The organism is Kitasatospora sp. NPDC004289, assembly GCF_053602875.1.
This window is the reverse complement of record NZ_JBSGEL010000019.1, coordinates 85,163-101,563: the sequence shown is the minus strand read 5'-3', so window position 1 is coordinate 101,563 and position 16,401 is coordinate 85,163. Positions and strand designations below refer to the sequence as shown.

Below are 16,401 nucleotides of genomic sequence, written 5' to 3'. Positions count from 1 at the left end.
CTGTCGCAAGGTGCGCTTCATGACTCGGAGGGGAGGGTCGACCGGGCGGCGGTCGGGGCGGGTGGGCAAGTCACAGTCGGGCCTCCAGGCCGGCTCGGATGCGGAGCAGCAGAGCGACGTGCGGATCTGACGGGTCGTACGCGGGGGAGGGCTGCGTGACCGGGGGCCGCCCGGGGGCCGTCGGCGTCGGCAGTGAGGTGATCACCGGGACGGCGGCCGTCGGGCGGGTGGGGGCCGGTGGCGCGGAGCGGGGCGGCGGTACCGAGGGGACCTGGCGGGCGGCGGCGGTGGGGGGCACCTGCGGCACCTGCGGCGCCTGGGGAGCGGTGGGCGCCGCGGGCGTGGTGGGGACGGTGGCCGGGTACGGGGGGACGGGGACCACGGGGACCACCGGGACGACGGCGGGGGTGAGGCCGGTGACCGGGGTGGCGGCGGTGGCCGGAGCTGCGGGAACGGGGGTCTCCAGCAGGCCGACGGCCGCGAGGTGGCGCAGGTCGAGCAGGGTGGTGAAGGCGGAGCGGCCGAGCAGCAGGGCGATCTCGGACGGGGTGCGCAGCCCGTCGGCCGCCTCCAGGACGGCCCGGCGCCGCAGGGTGCAGCTGCGGGCCGGGTGGGCCGGGCCGCCGCCGGTGCGGCGGCGCAGCACCGGGCCGTGCTCGCCGGGCGGCGCGGGCCAGACCCGGTCCAGCAGCGCGCGGCGGCGGCCGACCGCCGCGCGCAGCTGGCGGACGGTCATCGGCCGGGCCAGAGTGAGCAGCGGGACCGCGGACGGGGTGAAGAACGGAGGCCGGGCGGCCGGGCCGAGGGCGAAGAAGGCGGCGTCCAACACGGCGGTGGTCAGGCAGAGTTGCAGCTCGGCGGTGGTCACCAGGCCCGCACGGACCAGGAGTTCGCCCAGTGGCCGGCCGGTGGCGGAGCAACTGCCCAGCAGCGAGGCCCACTCGGCGGAGCTGATCCGGCCGCAGCCGGTGAGCAGTGCCTCCACACCGGGGGCGGAGTGGCTCTCGGCGTAGACCACCGCGCCCTCGGCCAGGTGCACCCGGCCGTGCTCCCCGGCGAGGACCCCGGTGGCGCGGCGGGCGGCCAGCTCGGCCAGCTCGTGCTCGAAGGGGGTGGCCGGGGCGCAGCCGGAGCGGCGTCGGCGGGGCAGTCGGACGGCCTCCACGGGCCGGGTCAGCGGCATCAGTCCAGCACCAACTGGTCGGCGATGGCGGCCAGTCGGAGCCTGGCCATGGCCAGGTTGGCGCGCTCGCGGTCGAGCCGGAGGTAGAGGATCAGGCTGCTGTCGAAGTCGGTCTCCAGGAACCTGACCAGGTGGTAGGCGCCGGCCGAGCTGAGGATCAGGTCCTCGGCGGGGGCGGTACCGGCCGCGGGGTCGGTGAAGGAGGTGCCCTGGGTGACGGCCCGGGCCAGCTCGGTGGCGTCCGCCGCGCCGGCCTCGTGGTCACCGCCGGGGCCCTCCCCGGCGGTGCCGAGGGCGAGTCCGCTGGTCCAGTCGACCAGGCTCACTCCGAGCGCGCCCGGCACGCCCATGGCCTCGGCAAGGCAGTCATCGATTCCCGGCACCGGGCAGCACTTCCCTCCCGCGCACCCGTCGAAGAGCACGCCTGCGGTACCGCGCTCACTCGCGGTAACCTCTGCGGGACGTAACGCTAGCCCGGCTCGGGCGGCTGCGGGAGAGGATCCGTCATACTCGTCGGGCATATGCCCGAATCTCTCCGCCGGGCCAACCGGCGTGATAGTGCGATCCTCTGATGAGCGGTCAGGGGAGCAGGGCGTCCAAGGCGGCCTCGATCTCGCGCACCGTCCGGGCGAAGTCGGCGGGCGTGCCGCCCCACGGGTCGAAGATGCCCGGGTCCGCCAGCTGGCGCACCGTCCGTCCGGGGCCGGCCAGCCGCCGGGTCGCGCGGGTGGTCTCCGCGTCCACCGCGATCAGCTCGTCCGCCCAGCCCACCAGCTCCGGGGTGAGCGGTGCGGCCCGGTGGGCCGAGAGGTCGTAACCGAGCCGGGCCATGGTCTCGACCATCAGCGGGTCGGCGGGCTCGCCCGTGTGCCAGTGGGTGGTGCCGGCCGAGCGGACCTCGGGGCGGTCGGGAGAGCGGGCCGCCAGGATCGCGGCGGCGGCCGGGCTGCGGCAGATGTTGCCCTTGCAGACCACCAGGACGCGGCGGCGGGGGCGTGACGGTTCGTCGGCCATCGGTGGCCACCCTCCCGTGTTCGTGCTCCGACTCCCCGTACACAGAGCATATCCGCCCGCCCGGCCGTACCCCACGGGCGGCGCGGCTGACGGGGCGCCAGGATCGGGGCATGGAGCTGCCCGTGATGCCGCCGGTCTCGCCGATGCTGGCGAAGGCGGTGACGAAGATCCCCGAAGGCATGCAGTACGAGGCCAAGTGGGACGGCTTCCGCGCGGTCGTCTTCCGCGACGGCGAGGACGTGGAGATCGGCAGCCGCACGGGCAAGCCGCTGACCAGGTACTTCCCCGAGGTGGTGGAAGCGGTGCGGGCCGAGCTGCCGGAGCGCTGCGTGCTGGACGGCGAGATCGTCATCGCCCACGACGGACGGCTGCACTTCGAGGAACTGCTGGAGCGCATCCACCCGGCGGCCTCGCGGGTGCGGACGCTGGCCGAGCGCACCCCCGCCTCCTTCGTGGCCTTCGACCTGCTGGCGCTCGGGGACGAGGCGTACGACGGGCGGCCCCTGACGGAGCGACGGGCGGCGCTGGAGCGGGCGCTGGCGGGGGTGCGGCCGCCGGTCCACCTCGCCCCGGCCACCACCGAGGTGGAGGTGGCGCGGCGCTGGTTCGGCCAGTTCGAGGGGGCCGGGCTGGACGGGGTGGTGGCCAAGCCGCTCGACCAGCCGTACCAGCCGGGAGCCCGGTCGATGTACAAGATCAAGCACTCCCGGACGGCCGACTGCGTGCTGGCCGGCTACCGCGAGCACAAGAGCGGACCGGTGGTCGGCTCCCTGCTGCTCGGCCTCTACGACGCGGACGGGCAGCTCCAGCACGTGGGCGTCTGCGCCTCGTTCCCGATGAAACGCCGGGCCGAACTGGTCGACGAACTGGCCGAGTTGAGGCTGGAGGAGGGCGCCGACCACCCCTGGGCGGCCTGGCGCGACGAGAGCGCCCAGGCCGCGGCCCGGCTCCCCGGCGGCCAGAGCCGCTGGACCGGCGGGAAGGACCTCTCCTGGGTGCCGCTGCGCCCGGAACGCGTCTGCGAGGTCGGCTACGACCACATGGAGGGCACCCGCTTCCGCCACACCACCCAGTTCAAGCGCTGGCGCCCGGACCGGGATCCGCAGTCCTGTACCTACGGGCAACTGGAGGAGCCGGTGGGCTACGACCTCGCGGACGTGCTGCGGGGGAGCGGGAGCAACCGCTCCAGGTAGAAGGCGGATTCGGGATCGGGCTCGACGAGGAGGGACTGCACCAGGTAGCGCCCGGCGGGGAGGTCGATGCGGACGAGCTCCGGTGACTGCTGCGTCTCGTCGAGGTCGAGGATCCGCTCGCCGTCGTAGCCCGCGTCCGTCAGCACGTACCTGCCGCCGAGCTCGACCGTGACGGCATCCTCCCAGGCCCCGCCGGCCAGGGCGGGTTCCAGGGCGGAGCGCAGGGAGCCGTCGTCGTCGGCGTAGATCCAGCGCGCGAACACGAGGTGGTCGGGGAACCAGGCGACCGGGAGCGGTTCGCCGCCGAGGACGAGCACGTCGTGGTCCGCGAAGCGGACCGCCCCCGCGTACTCGCCGATGACGTCGTCCGCCTCCGCCCCGGTCCACTCGGCGACCAGGTGTTCGGGGAGGAGGGCGTAGCGCGCGAAGTCGGTGCGGTCGATCCAGGTCAGCGGCAGGTTCATGCGGTCATGGTGCCAGCCGGGGGTGTCAGCTCCGGGCGGCGCCGTCGGTCAGGATCGGGAGCTGATCGCGGGTCAGGCGCCAGTGGCGGTCCTCGCCGGTGTCGGCGGGGGCGAGCTTCTCGGCGGGGCGGGTGCCGAGGTCGGTGAAGCCGAGGCGGGCGGGGACGGCGCCGCTGGCGGTGTTGGCGGGGTCGTGGACGATCTCGACGTAGGCGACCCGGGGGTCGCTGCGGAAGGCTTCGAGCGTGAGGGCGCGGGCGGTGCGGGTGACCAGGCCGCGGCCGGTGGCGTCGGGGTGCAGCCAGTAGCCGATCTCGCGGCGCTCGGCCGGGTCGCCCTCGCGGAGGAAGAAGCCGGAGGAGCCGACGATCGCGCCGTCCAGCACGATGGCGTAGGTGTGGTCGGTGCCCGAGGCCCACTTCTCCGCGCGGGAGCCGAGGAAGTTGGTGGTGCTCTCCGGAGTGTGGTCGGAGGCCCAGGGCATCCACGGGACGAGGTGCTCCCGGGCCTCCTCGATCACCTGCAGCAGCTCGTCGAGGTCGCCGGGCTCGTAGGCACGCAGGGTCAGTTCGTCGTCGACGCGGATCACGCGCTGGGGGGTCTCCATTGCCTGATCATGCTCAAACGGCGCGGGCCGCGCCAAACGGATTTCCACCGGCGGCCGCGAGGAGGTGCTCGGGGCGGGTGATGGCGGCCCACCAGGTGCTCATGTCGTCCTGGTCCTCCTCGGGTGAGGTGGCGCGCCAGCAGAGGTTGGTCTCCAGCAGGAAGCTCTCGCCCTTGGGCAGTTCGGGGAGCACCCAGTCGAGGCCCAGGCCTCCGGGCAGGTACTCGACGCCCCACCGGTGACGGCGGGCGTACACGTCGTCGATCAGCCCGGCCCACGCTGCCGGAACTCCGCGCCGTGGCGGGAACGCCCGTAGGCAGAGGTCTTCCTCGTCGGGGGCGGCGAGGGTCATCGCCAGCCCCGGAGCGTGGATCTCGATGGCGGCGACGGCCTGTGAGGTGCTGGGGAAACCCTCGGCCCCGGCGGGCAGTTCCGCGAAGGCGGCCGTGAGGCCGAAGCGGGGTAGGGTCCGGTGCGCGGTGACGCGCCAGAGCGCGCCCTGGCAGACGTCGACCGGGAGGACGTCGACCAGGTCGGTATCGGGCTCGAAGCGGGTGAGCAGCAGCTGGACCTCGGCGGCCCGGTCGTTCCAACGGAAGACCAGGCCGCCGCCGGGCAGATTTCGGCACTCGTCCGGAACGTCCGGCAGCCGTCGGTGGCCGACCGCCGCGGAGAAGCCGAACGGTCCCAGCGGGGTGCTGAGGGAGGGGGCGGAAGCGGTCACCGGCCCGAGGCTACGTCAGGGTGTAGCTCCAGGTGCCGACGGGGCGGTGGGCGGAGTCGGTGAGGGTCTCCTGGACTCCGGGCTCCAGGGGGTAGTGGTGGAGGTTGCCGGCCCAGTAGCGGAGGATGCGGCCGAGTTCGGCGTGGGCGTCGGCGAGGACGGCGGGGTCGGTCAGGTCGACTTCGAGGACGAATCGCATGCCTTCGAGTCTTCCATTGAACTTCGCAGTGAAGGTTTTGGTGGACGGGGCAGGGAGGAAGGGGCCGGAAGTCTCAAAGGGCGGCGGAGGTCCGGGGGAGGACCGGGGCGCTCAGGGAGGGGTCGACCAGGACCGGGTCCTCCGCGCGGGCGGCGGCGAGGACGGCCGGGTCGAGGGTGGCGGTGACCAGGGCCGGGGTGTCGGCGGCCTCGGTGAGGAGGGTGCCGTCGGGGTTCCAGACGGCGCTGCCGCCGCAGCCGTGGTACGGGCCGCTGGCCGCGCAGTGGTTGGCGAGCAGGACGTAGCTGGTGTTGTCGAGGGCGCGGGCCGGCATCACGGCGGTGCGCTGGTGGGCGCCGCTGCCGCGGCCGAGCATGGCGCCGACCAGGTAGGCGTGGGCGCCGTCGAGGGCGGCGGCGCGGGCGTGCTCGGGGAAGCCCATGTCCCAGCAGATGCCGAGGCCCAGGCGCCAGCCGTCGAGGTCGAGGGTGCAGCCGTGGGTGCCGGGGGAGAAGCCGGCGGCGCGCTCGTTGGGGGTCGAGTGCTGCTTGTCGTACTGGGTGACGAAGCGTCCGTCGCGGCCCAACACCAGGACGGAGATGCGGAGTTGGCCGGTCTCCTGGTGGCGGGTGGGGCCGCCGACCACCACGCCGGTGCCGGTCTCGGCGCAGGCGGCGGCCAGCGGGTCGAGCCGGGGGTCGTCCTGGCGGACGGTCAGGGCGTCGGGGGCGGCGGTGATGCCGGGGAGCTCGTAGCCGGTGAGGAAGAGCTCGGGCAGGACCAGCAGGCGCGAGCCCTCCGAAGCGGCCCGGCGGACCAGCCCGGCGGCGGTGGCGACGTTGGCCGGGACGTCCAGCGGGACGCAGGGGGCCTGGCCGGCGCTCAGGGTGAGGGGGAGGGCGGGCAGCTCGCGGAGATCATCCATGGACCGCCAACCTAGCAGGAGGTGGTAAGGAGAGAAAAGGGCTTGCAGGTGCTACCGGTGCGGGCGGCCCGGACCTGACGGAGTGGCAGGAGGAGTACGGCGTCCGGGTGATCCCCGGCACGGCGGGGCCCTGCGGCAGCGCACCTCGGGCACGATCGTGAAGCCGAGCTGTGGCGGGCGTTAAGAATTCCTCGATGGACTCCAGCGGCGCTCAGCAGGCAGATTGCACAGTGCCCGCGCGGCCCCGGCGACCACAGCCGTGCTCCGGCCGCACCGGCACGCCCGCATCCGTCCCACCGTGCGTCAGGAGCCGTCGCCGTGAAGGCACTCGTCAAGCAGAAGGCCGAGCCCGGGCTCTGGCTGACCGACGTCCCCATGCCCGAGATCGGCCCCACCGACGTGCTGATCAAGGTGCTGCGGACCGGGATCTGCGGCACCGACCTGCACATCCGCAAGTGGGACGGCTGGGCGCAGCAGACCATCAAGACCCCGATGACGATCGGTCACGAGTTCGTCGGCGAGGTGGCCGAGATCGGCGCGGGCGTCACCGACGTCGCCGTCGGCGACCTGGTCAGCGGCGAGGGCCACCTGGTCTGCGGCAAGTGCCGCAACTGTCTGGCCGGCCGCCGCCACCTCTGTCGCAACACCATCGGCCTGGGCGTCAACCGGGACGGTGCCTTCGCCGAGTACGTCGCGCTGCCCGCCTCCAACGTCTGGGTGCACCGGGTGCCGGTCGACCTGGACGTTGCCGCCATCTTCGACCCGTTCGGCAACGCGGTGCACACCGCGCTCTCCTTCCCGATGGTCGGCGAGGACGTGCTGGTCACCGGCGCGGGCCCGATCGGCATCATGGCCGCCGCCGTCGCCAAGCACGCCGGCGCCCGCAACGTGGTGATCACCGACGTCTCCCCGTACCGCCTGGACCTGGCGCGCAAGGTCGGCGTCACGCTGGCGCTGAACGTCGCGGAGCACACCATCGAGGAGGGGCAGAAGCAGCTCGGCATGCGCGAGGGCTTCGACGTGGGCCTGGAGATGTCCGGCCGCCCCGAGGCGATGCAGTCGATGATCGCCAACATGACGCACGGCGGGAAGATCGCCATGCTCGGCCTGCCGGCCGAGGACTTCGCGGTGGACTGGGCCCGGATCGTCACCTCGATGATCACCATCAAGGGCATCTACGGCCGCGAGATGTTCGAGACCTGGTACGCGATGTCGGTCCTGCTGGAGGGCGGCCTCGACCTCAGCCCCGTGATCACCGGCCGGTACGCGGCCACCGACTTCGAGGCGGCGTTCGACGAGGCGGCCGGCGGCCGCTGCGGCAAGATCATCCTCGACTGGACCGTCTGACCACCTCTCAGGTTTTAGGAGCCCCCGTGTTCGACAACGTCCGCAGCGACATCGCCGCCACCCTGGACGAGATCCGCGAGGCCGGCCTGTTCAAGCCGGAGCGGGTCATCGGCACCCCGCAGAACGCCGCCGTGAAGGTGACCGGCGGCGCCGAGGTGCTGAACTTCTGCGCCAACAACTACCTCGGCCTGGCCGACCACCCGGCCGTGCTCGCCTCGGCCAAGGAGGCGCTGGACCGCTGGGGCTACGGCATGGCCTCGGTCCGCTTCATCTGCGGCACCCAGGACGTGCACAAGCAGCTCGAGGACCGCCTCTCGGCCTTCCTCGGCCAGGAGGACACCATCCTCTACTCCTCCTGCTTCGACGCCAACGGCGGCGTCTTCGAGACCCTGCTGGACGACCGGGACGCCGTCATCTCCGACGCGCTCAACCACGCCAGCATCATCGACGGCATCCGCCTCTCCAAGGCCCGCCGCCACCGCTACGCCAACCGCGACCTGGCCGACCTGGAGAAGCAGCTCCAGGACACCCAGGACGCCCGCCGCCGGCTGATCGTCACCGACGGCGTGTTCTCGATGGACGGCTACATCGCCCCGCTGCGCGAGATCTGCGACCTGGCGGACCGTTACGACGCGATGGTCATGGTCGACGACTCACACGCCGTCGGCTTCGTCGGCGCCAACGGAGCCGGCACGCCCGAGCTGCACGGGGTCCGGGACCGGATCGACATCATCACCGGGACGCTCGGCAAGGCGCTCGGTGGTGCCTCCGGCGGGTACGTCTCGGCGCGTGCCGAGATTGTTGCGCTTCTGCGCCAGCGCAGCCGCCCGTATCTGTTCTCCAACTCCCTGGCGCCCGTGATTGCCGCCGCCAGCCTGACCGTGCTGGACCTGATTGAGCATTCCGGGGACCTGCGAGACCGGCTGGCCGCCAACACCGCGCTGTTCCGAGGCCGGATGACCGACGCCGGCTTCGACGTTCTTCCCGGCACCCACCCGATTGCCCCCGTCATGATTGGAGACGCGGCCCAGGCTGGTCGGCTGGCCGAGCTGCTGCTGGACCGGGGCGTTTACGTGATCGGCTTCTCGTTCCCCGTCGTTCCGCACGGGCAGGCCCGCATTCGGGTTCAGCTTTCCGCCGCGCACTCCACCGAGGACGTTGAGCGAGCCGTTGCCGCCTTCGTGGACGCCCGCGCCGCCCTTGCCGCCGAGCAGGCCGCCCAGCCGGGGGCGTAGCGCGTCGAAGGCCGCCAGGCCGGGGTCCCGCTGGCCACCGCCGGAGGGACCCCCGGCCGCACCGGCCGGGGCGGTGCCGGTCGTGCTGCCCGCGCCGGCGCCCAGGCCGGCCAGCCGGGGGCTGCCCGGCGCGGCGCCGAAGCCGCCGGCCAGCTGGGCGTAGCCGCCGTTCATGGACTGGGTCTGGGAGTCCTCGTTCTCGGTGAGGTTCCTGACCACCGTGTCCATCTTGTCCGCGGTGCCGGTGAAGGAGCCGAGGATCCGCTTGAGGACCTCGGTGCCGATCGTCTTCACCACCTGCTCGGCGATGGCGACGGCCAGCTTGCCGAAGGCGTCCGAGGGGTTGCCGACGTCCAGGCCCTGCACGACGGAGCGGAACGAGGTGCCGGCGGAGTCCAGGTCCTCGGCGTGCCGCCGCAGCACCGTGGCGCAGGCCGCCATCGCGGTCGGGTCCACCCGGAAGCCGCTGCCGGTGCCGGTGCTCCCGCCGGGGGTGAGCACCTTGGCCACCACCAGCTCCGCCAGGTCGGCGATCGGCTTGGCCAGCGCCTGGGCGAGCTGCTGCACCGCCTCGTCCAGCAGCCGCGCGATGATCTCCCGGCCCATCGCGATGATTGCCGCGGTGCTCAGCCCGAAGGTGGCCGAGGAGGCGGCCAACTGCGCCTGGATGTTGATCAGTTGGACGATGGTCTGGCCCTTGCAGATCTCGATCACCAGGGCCGCGCCCTTGAGCGCGGTGGCCACCGCCTCGCAGCCGTCCACCACCATGCCGGAGTACTTGGAGATGGTCTGCCAGAGTGCGGCCAGCTGATCGGCGGAGGAGCCCTGGTAGACCTCGGCGAGCTCGGCCAGCGCCTTGTCCCCGGCCATCTGGACGTTGTCCAGGGTGGAGGCCAACTTGGTCAGCTGGTTGGCCAGTTCGATCAGCTCGTCCTCGTTCGCCCCGGGCCAGTTGAGGCCGAGCAGTCGCATGACGGTCTGAAGCTCGCCCGGTATGTCGATGGCCATGGATGCTGCCCCCCAGCTGCTCTCCGTGCACGGTCGGTCGGTGCGCGGTGGTACGCGTCCGATCGCGGGTTGTGACGATACACACCGGCGCCGGTCCCCACTACCGGGTCACGGCGACGGGTTTCGCGGGACGATTCTGGCAGTGTCCGCCGACAACTGAGTACCCGTCAGGTGGTCACGGAACCGCCCGCGGTTGGTAACGAAGATCACGTGGTGGCGGGGCGGGTGGTGCGCACGCGACGGCCTGGAGGGACGGGCGCCGCGCGGACCGGCGGGAGCGTGCGCTCGGCGCTGGCAGAATGGCGGTGTGATCGACGCAAGACGGTTGCGGACCCTCCGGGCCGTGGCCGACCACCGGACGGTGACGGCCGCCGCGGCCGCGCTCTACCTGACCCCCTCCGCCGTCTCCCAGCAGCTCGCCGCGCTGGAGCAGGAGACCGGACACCACCTGCTGGCCCGGGAGGGCCGCGGAGTGCGGCTCACCGCCGCCGGGGAGATCCTGCTGCTCCACGCCGACCTGGTGCTCGCCCAACTGGAGCGTGCCGAGGCGGACCTGGCCGCCTACCAGCAGGGCGCGGCCGGCGAGGTCACGGTCGCCGCCTTCGCCACCGGCATCGCCCTGGTGCTCGCCCCCGCCATCGCCGACCTGGCCACGGCCGCACCGGGCGTGCGGCTGAGGGTGCTGGACGCGGAGGGCGACGCCAGCCTGCCGATGGTGCTGGACGGCCGGGCCGACATCGCGCTCGCCGTCGAGTACCGGGGCGCGCCGCGCGCCGACGACCAACGGCTGACCAGGGTGCCGCTGTACGCCGAGCCCTTCGAGGCGGTGCTCCCGCTCGGCCACCCGCTGGCCGAGGGCACCGGCCCGGTCCCGGTGGCCGAGCTCGCCACCGAACCGTGGATCGGCCCCTACCCCGGCAACCCCTGCCACGACGTGGTCCTGCTGGCCTGCGAGTACGCGGGCTTCCAGCCCCGCCTGGTGCACTCCTCCGACGACTTCCGCGCCGTGGTCGCGCTCGCCTCGGCCGGGGCCGGGGTGGCCCTGGTGCCGCGCTCGGCGCTGCGCGGGGTGGACCTGGAGGCGGTCGAGGTCCGGCCGGTGGACAGCGCGCTGGCCACCCGCAAGGTGTTCGCGGCGGTGCGGACCGGCGCGGAGCGCCACCCACTGGTGCAGCCGGTGCTGGCCGCTCTGACCACGGCGGCGGCGGGGCTCGGCACGGACTGAGCGCGGCGGTGGCGGGGCTCGGCACGGACTGACGGTCCGTCGGGCGGTCCTCGGACGGCGGGGCGGTGGGGCAGCCGGGGTGGCCGGGGCATCGGGCCGGGCCGCGTCGGGGCCCGGTCGCGGCTCTGGAATATGCTGCCGGGTGTGGCCGGGTCCCACCGGGGCGGCGGCCGTGAGCCGACGTCAGACGTACAGGAGCGCCCGCCGATGAGCCAGCCCGCCGCCGGTCAGTCCGTCACCGCGATCCCGGTCGGGGTGATCGGGCTCGGGGACATCGCGCAGAAGGCGTACCTCCCGGTGCTCGCCGCCCTGCCGGGCCTCGACCTGAAGCTGATGACCCGGGACCGGGCCAAGCTCGACCGGATCGGCGACACCCACCGGATCGCCCCGCGCTTCACCGATCTCGGCGAGCTGATCGACAGCGGGGTGCGGGCCGCCTTCGTGCACGCCAGCACCGACCAGCACGTGCCGATCGTGAGCACCCTCCTGGAGGCCGGGATCGACGTCTACGTGGACAAGCCGCTCGACTATCACCTGGACGGCGCACGGAAGTTGGTGGACCTGGCCGAGCGCGAGGGCCGCTCGCTGATGGTGGGCTTCAACCGCCGCCACGCGCCCGGCTACCTGCTCGCCAAGGAGCGCCCGCGCGACCTGATCGTGCTGCAGAAGAACCGCGAGGGCCTCCCGGAGGCCGCCCGCACGCTGGTCTACGACGACTTCATCCACGTGGTCGACACCCTGCGCTTCCTGGTGCCCGGCGAGATCCAGCACGTGGACGTCCGGGCCCGGGTCCGCGAAGGCCTGGTCGAGCACGTGGTGCTCACCCTGGCCGGCGAGGGCTTCACCGCGCTCGGCATCATGAACCGCCTCTCCGGCTCCACCGAGGAGGTCCTCGAGGTCTCCGGTGCCGACTCCAAGCGCGAGGTCCACAACCTCGCCGAGGTGATCGACCACCGCGGCCAGCCCACCGTGCGCCGCCGCGGCGACTGGGTCCCGGTCGCCCGCCAGCGCGGGATCGAGCAGGTGGTGACCACCTTCCTCGACGCCGTCCGGGCAGGTCAGACGCTCTCCGCCCGGGACGCGCTGCGGACCCACGAGCTGTGCGAGCTGATCGTCGAGCGCATCGGGGAGTGACCCTCGACGGGCCCGGTCAACCGCCCAGGCGGACGGTCCGGGCCCAGGCCGGCGGGGTCGGCGGGACGTAGTCCGGGTCGTCCTCGTCGGGGCGCGCGTCGCGGGGGAAGAGGCCGACGACCGTGCGCGCCGGCGGGGCCGCGGCCGGCCAGTCGGTCTGACCGTCGGTCAGGACCACCACGACGTCCGGGCGCGGGCTCAGTCGCAGGGCGCGGTCGAAGCCGGCCCGCAGGTCGGTGCCCCCGCCGCCGATCAGGGAGAGGCCCTCGGCGCCGCAGAGCGACTGGGCGGCCCCGGCGGCCGCGTCGCAGGCCACCACGCTGACCTGGTCCCGGCGGTTGCCGACCACGCGGGCGATGGCCGCGACCTCCAGCAGCGCCGTGCCCAGCTCGGCGTCGCTGACCGACCCCGAGGTGTCGATGACGACCGCGACCCGGGGCGGGCGGCGGCGCAGGCTGGGCAGCACCACCCCGGGCAGGCCGGCCGAGCGCCGGGCCGGCCGCCCGTAGGTGTAGTCCTCGCCGGCACCGGAGCCGGAGACGGCGGCCCGCAGGGCCGAACCGAGCAACTGCCGCCACGGCTGCGGCGGGTGGAACGCCTCCTCGGCCCACCGCCGCCAGCCCTGCGGCACGTCCCCCTGCGCGGCCCTGATGCCCTCCGCCACCCGGAACCGCACCGCGTCGCGCTCGTGCCCGGCGAGGCCGTGCGCCCCGTCCGGCCCGAGGTCCCACTCCCGCTCCAGCCCGTCGGAGCCGCTGCCGCAGTCCAGCCAGGCCCACGGCTCGGTGAGCTTCCCGAGCCCCACGAAGTACAGGTACTCCTCCATCAGCTGCCCCTCCGGCAGCTTCAACCGACGGGGCGTCAGGGCGCCCGCCGGTCTGACCAGGCCGTCGCCGAACGCGTCGTCGTTGATCTCCAGGTCTGCCGCGATGTTCATCCGCAGCCGCTCGGCCGGGCCGGTCAGGCCGTGCCGGCGGGCGTGGCGGTCGCTGCGCCCGTGGTGGTCGCGCAGGAGGTGGGAGACCTCGTGCACCCAGACCGCGGCCAGGTCGGCCAGGGAGGTCTTCGCCACGAAGGAGGGGGAGACGTAGCACCGCCAGTGCGAGTCCACGGCCATGGTCGGCACCCGCTGCGACTCCACCACGTGCAGGGCGAACAGCGCGGTGGCCAGGTAGGGGCGGACCCGGGCGGCGTGCAGGCGGGCGGTGAACAGCTTCTCCCGGTCCAGGGTCTGCGGGACGGCGGCAGCGGCAGCGGCGGCGGTCGTCGGCCGTGGCTGCGGGGGCCTCGGCTTCGGCGGTGCGGGCTCGGGCGGTGCCGACCCGCGAGCGGGCACGGGGGTGGGTGCGGTGCTCACCGGCCCACCCCGGCCGCGGCCTTGGGCGCCAGCTGGTCCGCGCGGCGGGCGAGCCGGACCGTCCCGGCCAGCCGCTCGACGGTGTCCGGGACGGTCCAGCCGTCCCGGCGGAGCGCGGCCAGGGTGTTCGCCGGGACCACCACCAGATCGGGCGCGCCGGTCTCCAGGGCCAGCGCCAGCAGCTGCCAGGCCGCGTCCCAGCGCTGCTGGGTCGGCCGGTTGCGCACCGCCGCCACCACACCGTCCAGCACGGCCTGCCGGAGGTCGCCCCGCCGGGGCAGCTCGGCCGCCGCCGGGTCGGCGAGCAGCAGCTCGGGGTCGGGCAGGTCCATCCGCTCGGTGCTCGCGAGCAGCTCCAGCCCCGGCCCGTCCCCGACGGTGCCGCGCACCAGCATGGAGAGCACCTCGCGGGAGGCCCCGGCGGCGGTGGCGAAGGCCATCAGACGGAGCGTCATCTCCCAGCTGCGCGGCGAGGGCCAGGCCCCGCCCCGGCGGCTCTCGCCCTCGGGCAGCCGGTGCACCAGCTCCGGCCGGGCGGTCAGCAGGGTGCAGACCGCCCGACGGGCGAAGGCGACCGCCTCCGGCAGCCCGTCCGGGTCGAGCACCGGCAGCACGGCGCGCGGCCAGGTGCCGCCGAAGCCCCGCACCACCACCTCGTGGTCGTGCGTCCACTGGAGGTGGACGAAGCGGTTGGCCAGCGGCGCGCTCAGCTCCCAGCCGTCGGCCGCCGAGCCGCGGGGGTTGGCGGCGGCCACGATCCGTACCCCCGGCGGGAGTCGGAGGGCACCGACCCGGCGTTCGAGCACCAGTCGGAGCAGCGCGGCCTGGACGGCCGGCGGGGCGGTGGAGAGCTCGTCCAGGAAGAGCAGCCCGCGGCCCTCCCGGACCAGCCGGACCGCCCAGTCCGGCGGGGCCATCGGCACGCTCTGGACGGCCGGGTCGTCGCCGAGCACCGGTAGGCCGGAGAAGTCGGAGGGCTCGTGGACGCTGGCGATCACGGTGGTCAGCGGCAGGTCGAGGGTCTCGGCGAGCTGGGTCAGCGCGGCGGTCTTGCCGATGCCCGGTTCGCCCCAGAGCAGGACGGGCAGGTCGGCGGCGACGGCAAGGGTCAGGGCCTCCAGCTGGGGGTCGGTGCGCGGTTCGGTGGTGGTGGTCCCGAGCAGGGTCAACAGCTGCTCGGCGACGTCGAGTTGGGGCATCGGGGCGTGCTCGTTCATGGCGGATCACCTTGGGGAGAGGAGGAGATGAGGGCAGGGGGTGGCGACGGCCGGCGGCAGGCCGGTGCCGAGTGGCCGGAAGCGGAGACCGGCAGGGGTCAGCGGCGGTACGTCGCGAGCCGGGGCCTGGTCCGGGGCACCGCTGACACGAACCTGGTCCGGGGCCTCGGCGGCCGGGGCCGCGCGGGTGCCACCCGGACCAGGCCCAACAGGCCTGCCCGGTAGAGGCCGTGGGTGACGCGCCGTTCGGCCGCCGCCTCCAACGCCGAGCGGAGCGGGCCCTCGGGGAGCAGGGCGGCGGGGCCGAGCAGCGATTCGACCACGGCCAGCGCGCCGGCGCTGTCGCCGTGGGCGAGGCGTTCGCGGACGCCCGTCAGCTCCTCCGGGTGGCGGTGGGCCTGCTCGATGGTGCGCAGGCACGGCATCGGGGTGCCGCCGAGCGCGCTGAGCAGCTGCTCCCGGTGGAGCTCGGCGGGGTCGTGGTCGAGCGGGCTGAGGGTGCCGTCCACCAGGGCGATCCGGTGCCGGGCGCCCTGACAGTCCACCAGGGCCGGTGCCGAGGGCCCGTCCGGGCGGACACGCGGCGGGGCGGGGTGGCCCGGTGCCAAGGCCGCCGCCACCAGGGGGTGCAGCTGCTCCGGGCGGATCGCCCCGCTGCGCAGCAGTTCCAGATCGGGCGCGGTCCAGGTGGCGGCGTCGGGCAGCACGGACAGCCCGGCGGCTTCCCGAGCTGTCAACATCGCCACACCGCACGGGAGTTCGTCGAGACCGGCTGAGGTGAGCCGGGCTCCCGGCTCCAGCAGCAGACGGCGTCTCGTGTCGAGTCGGACCACCACCGCCAGCTCCGGCCGGCCCTCGGCCTCCCGGAGCAGCGCCGCCTCGGCGCACCAGCGGTCCACGGCGTAGGACGGCTCCAACTCGTCTGGTACACAGGCCTGTTGAACCGATCCGGCCCGCTCCCGGAGCTCGCCGGCCCGGCGCGCGTCCCAGAGGTGCCGGTGCAGGTCGAGCCGGAAGCGCGGATCGGGGCACCGGTGCGGGTGGCGGTGGCGGTGGCGCCGGTCGGAGGCGGTGACGTCGCCGTTGGACGCCCAGAGGGCGAGCGCGAAGCGCTGGCCGCCGTCCGCCCAGCTGGGCGGGGTACGGGCGACGAGGTGGACCGGGCCCGGACGTCCGGGCAGCCGGTAGCGGGCCAGGGAGATCGTCAGCCCGCCGCGCAGCAGGCCGTCGGGGGCGGTCCGCGGCAGGTGCCAGCGGAGCAGGTCGGGCGCCAGGTGGCGCAGATCCGAACGGAGTTGACCGGTGAACTCGCGGCCGAGGGCACGGTTCACGGTGGGCAGATCGAAGTCCACGTCCACACGGGAGGCGGCACAGGCGCCCGCCCAGTCGCCGACGTCCCGGCGGGCGGTGGAGCGCTCGATCATGACGGGCGGCACGGCGTACTCGCGCACGCGCAGCCAGCGGGAGAGGTAGGAGTCCTCGCGCACGGGGTGAGTGGCCATCAGCACTCACCGAACGTGGACGAGACCCCCCATCCGGAGAGGGAGTGAGTGATCATCGTGGGGGAGC

16 protein-coding genes and 1 pseudogene are annotated in these 16,401 nt (G+C 74.1%); 5 read left to right on the top strand and 12 right to left on the bottom strand.

The annotated features are described in order from the left end of the window. Positions 1–70: 70 nt before the first annotated feature. The 3 genes from ACWEPF_RS15455 to ACWEPF_RS15445 form a co-directional block, all read right to left on the bottom strand. Positions 71–1,183, bottom strand: coding sequence for a transcriptional regulator (locus tag ACWEPF_RS15455; RefSeq protein ID WP_452172913.1), 1,113 nt, complete (start codon positions 1,181–1,183; stop codon positions 71–73). After that, positions 1,183–1,566: a hypothetical protein gene (locus tag ACWEPF_RS15450; protein ID WP_345289635.1), complete on the bottom strand. Its 384-nt coding sequence runs from the start codon at positions 1,564–1,566 to the stop codon at positions 1,183–1,185. Before ACWEPF_RS15450 ends, ACWEPF_RS15455 begins: the two co-directional genes overlap by 1 nt. Positions 1,567–1,762: 196 nt before the next feature. Then, positions 1,763–2,197 (bottom strand): arsenate reductase/protein-tyrosine-phosphatase family protein, encoded by a 435-nt coding sequence (locus tag ACWEPF_RS15445; protein ID WP_452172912.1) that lies wholly within the window; start codon positions 2,195–2,197, stop codon positions 1,763–1,765. 110 nt (positions 2,198–2,307) lie between these two features. Here ACWEPF_RS15445 and ACWEPF_RS15440 point away from each other — a divergent pair, with 110 nt between their 5' ends. Further along, positions 2,308–3,390 (top strand): ATP-dependent DNA ligase, encoded by a 1,083-nt coding sequence (locus ACWEPF_RS15440; protein WP_452172911.1) that lies wholly within the window; start codon positions 2,308–2,310, stop codon positions 3,388–3,390. On the opposite strand, the gene ACWEPF_RS15435 is transcribed toward ACWEPF_RS15440, so the two are convergent. From ACWEPF_RS15435 to ACWEPF_RS15415, 5 genes are all read right to left on the bottom strand, one after another. Then, on the bottom strand, positions 3,339–3,854 hold the full coding sequence (locus ACWEPF_RS15435; protein ID WP_452172910.1) for an Imm21 family immunity protein: 516 nt from the start codon (positions 3,852–3,854) through the stop codon (positions 3,339–3,341). The genes ACWEPF_RS15440 and ACWEPF_RS15435 overlap by 52 nt on opposite strands. A 25-nt stretch (positions 3,855–3,879) precedes the next feature. Continuing rightward, positions 3,880–4,461 carry a GNAT family N-acetyltransferase gene (locus tag ACWEPF_RS15430; RefSeq protein WP_452172909.1) on the bottom strand — a complete coding sequence of 194 codons (582 nt, stop codon included), beginning with the start codon at positions 4,459–4,461 and terminating at the stop codon, positions 3,880–3,882. Positions 4,462–4,474: 13 nt separating this feature from the next. Next, positions 4,475–5,185, bottom strand: coding sequence for a hypothetical protein (locus ACWEPF_RS15425; RefSeq protein ID WP_452172908.1), 711 nt, complete (start codon positions 5,183–5,185; stop codon positions 4,475–4,477). 10 nt (positions 5,186–5,195) lie between these two features. Next, positions 5,196–5,384 (bottom strand): hypothetical protein, encoded by a 189-nt coding sequence (locus ACWEPF_RS15420; protein WP_452172907.1) that lies wholly within the window; start codon positions 5,382–5,384, stop codon positions 5,196–5,198. Positions 5,385–5,457: 73 nt separating this feature from the next. Continuing rightward, positions 5,458–6,309, bottom strand: coding sequence for a carbon-nitrogen hydrolase family protein (locus tag ACWEPF_RS15415; RefSeq protein WP_452172906.1), 852 nt, complete (start codon positions 6,307–6,309; stop codon positions 5,458–5,460). Between the two features lie 318 nt (positions 6,310–6,627). On the opposite strand from ACWEPF_RS15415, the gene tdh reads away from it, so the two are divergent. Then, a complete protein-coding gene (gene tdh / locus ACWEPF_RS15410; protein ID WP_449797455.1) occupies positions 6,628–7,656 on the top strand; it encodes an L-threonine 3-dehydrogenase in 1,029 nt (342 codons plus the stop codon). Between the two features lie 26 nt (positions 7,657–7,682). Continuing rightward, positions 7,683–8,891, top strand: a complete 1,209-nt coding sequence (locus tag ACWEPF_RS15405; protein WP_380149185.1) for a glycine C-acetyltransferase — start codon at positions 7,683–7,685, stop codon at positions 8,889–8,891. Between the two features lie 615 nt (positions 8,892–9,506). Here ACWEPF_RS15405 and ACWEPF_RS15400 read toward each other — a convergent pair. Continuing rightward, positions 9,507–9,863 (bottom strand): annotated as a pseudogene (locus tag ACWEPF_RS15400) (WXG100-like domain-containing protein); the annotation flags it as partial. A gap of 343 nt (positions 9,864–10,206) precedes the next feature. On the opposite strand from ACWEPF_RS15400, the gene ACWEPF_RS15395 reads away from it, so the two are divergent. Next, positions 10,207–11,124, top strand: a complete 918-nt coding sequence (locus ACWEPF_RS15395) for a LysR family transcriptional regulator (RefSeq protein ID WP_380149189.1) — start codon at positions 10,207–10,209, stop codon at positions 11,122–11,124. A gap of 243 nt (positions 11,125–11,367) precedes the next feature. Beyond that, entirely contained in the window at positions 11,368–12,258 is an 891-nt protein-coding gene (locus tag ACWEPF_RS15390; RefSeq protein ID WP_380149277.1) for a Gfo/Idh/MocA family protein, read from the top strand. Between the two features lie 16 nt (positions 12,259–12,274). Here the strand turns inward: ACWEPF_RS15390 and ACWEPF_RS15385 are convergent, their stop codons facing one another. From ACWEPF_RS15385 to ACWEPF_RS15375, 3 genes are all read right to left on the bottom strand, one after another. Continuing rightward, positions 12,275–13,486 (bottom strand): vWA domain-containing protein, encoded by a 1,212-nt coding sequence (locus tag ACWEPF_RS15385; protein WP_452172937.1) that lies wholly within the window; start codon positions 13,484–13,486, stop codon positions 12,275–12,277. Between the two features lie 125 nt (positions 13,487–13,611). Then, positions 13,612–14,832: an AAA family ATPase gene (locus ACWEPF_RS15380; protein ID WP_452172905.1), complete on the bottom strand. Its 1,221-nt coding sequence runs from the start codon at positions 14,830–14,832 to the stop codon at positions 13,612–13,614. A 98-nt stretch (positions 14,833–14,930) separates the two neighbouring features. Beyond that, entirely contained in the window at positions 14,931–16,334 is a 1,404-nt protein-coding gene (locus tag ACWEPF_RS15375) for a hypothetical protein (RefSeq protein ID WP_452172904.1), read from the bottom strand. Positions 16,335–16,401: the final 67 nt, after the last annotated feature.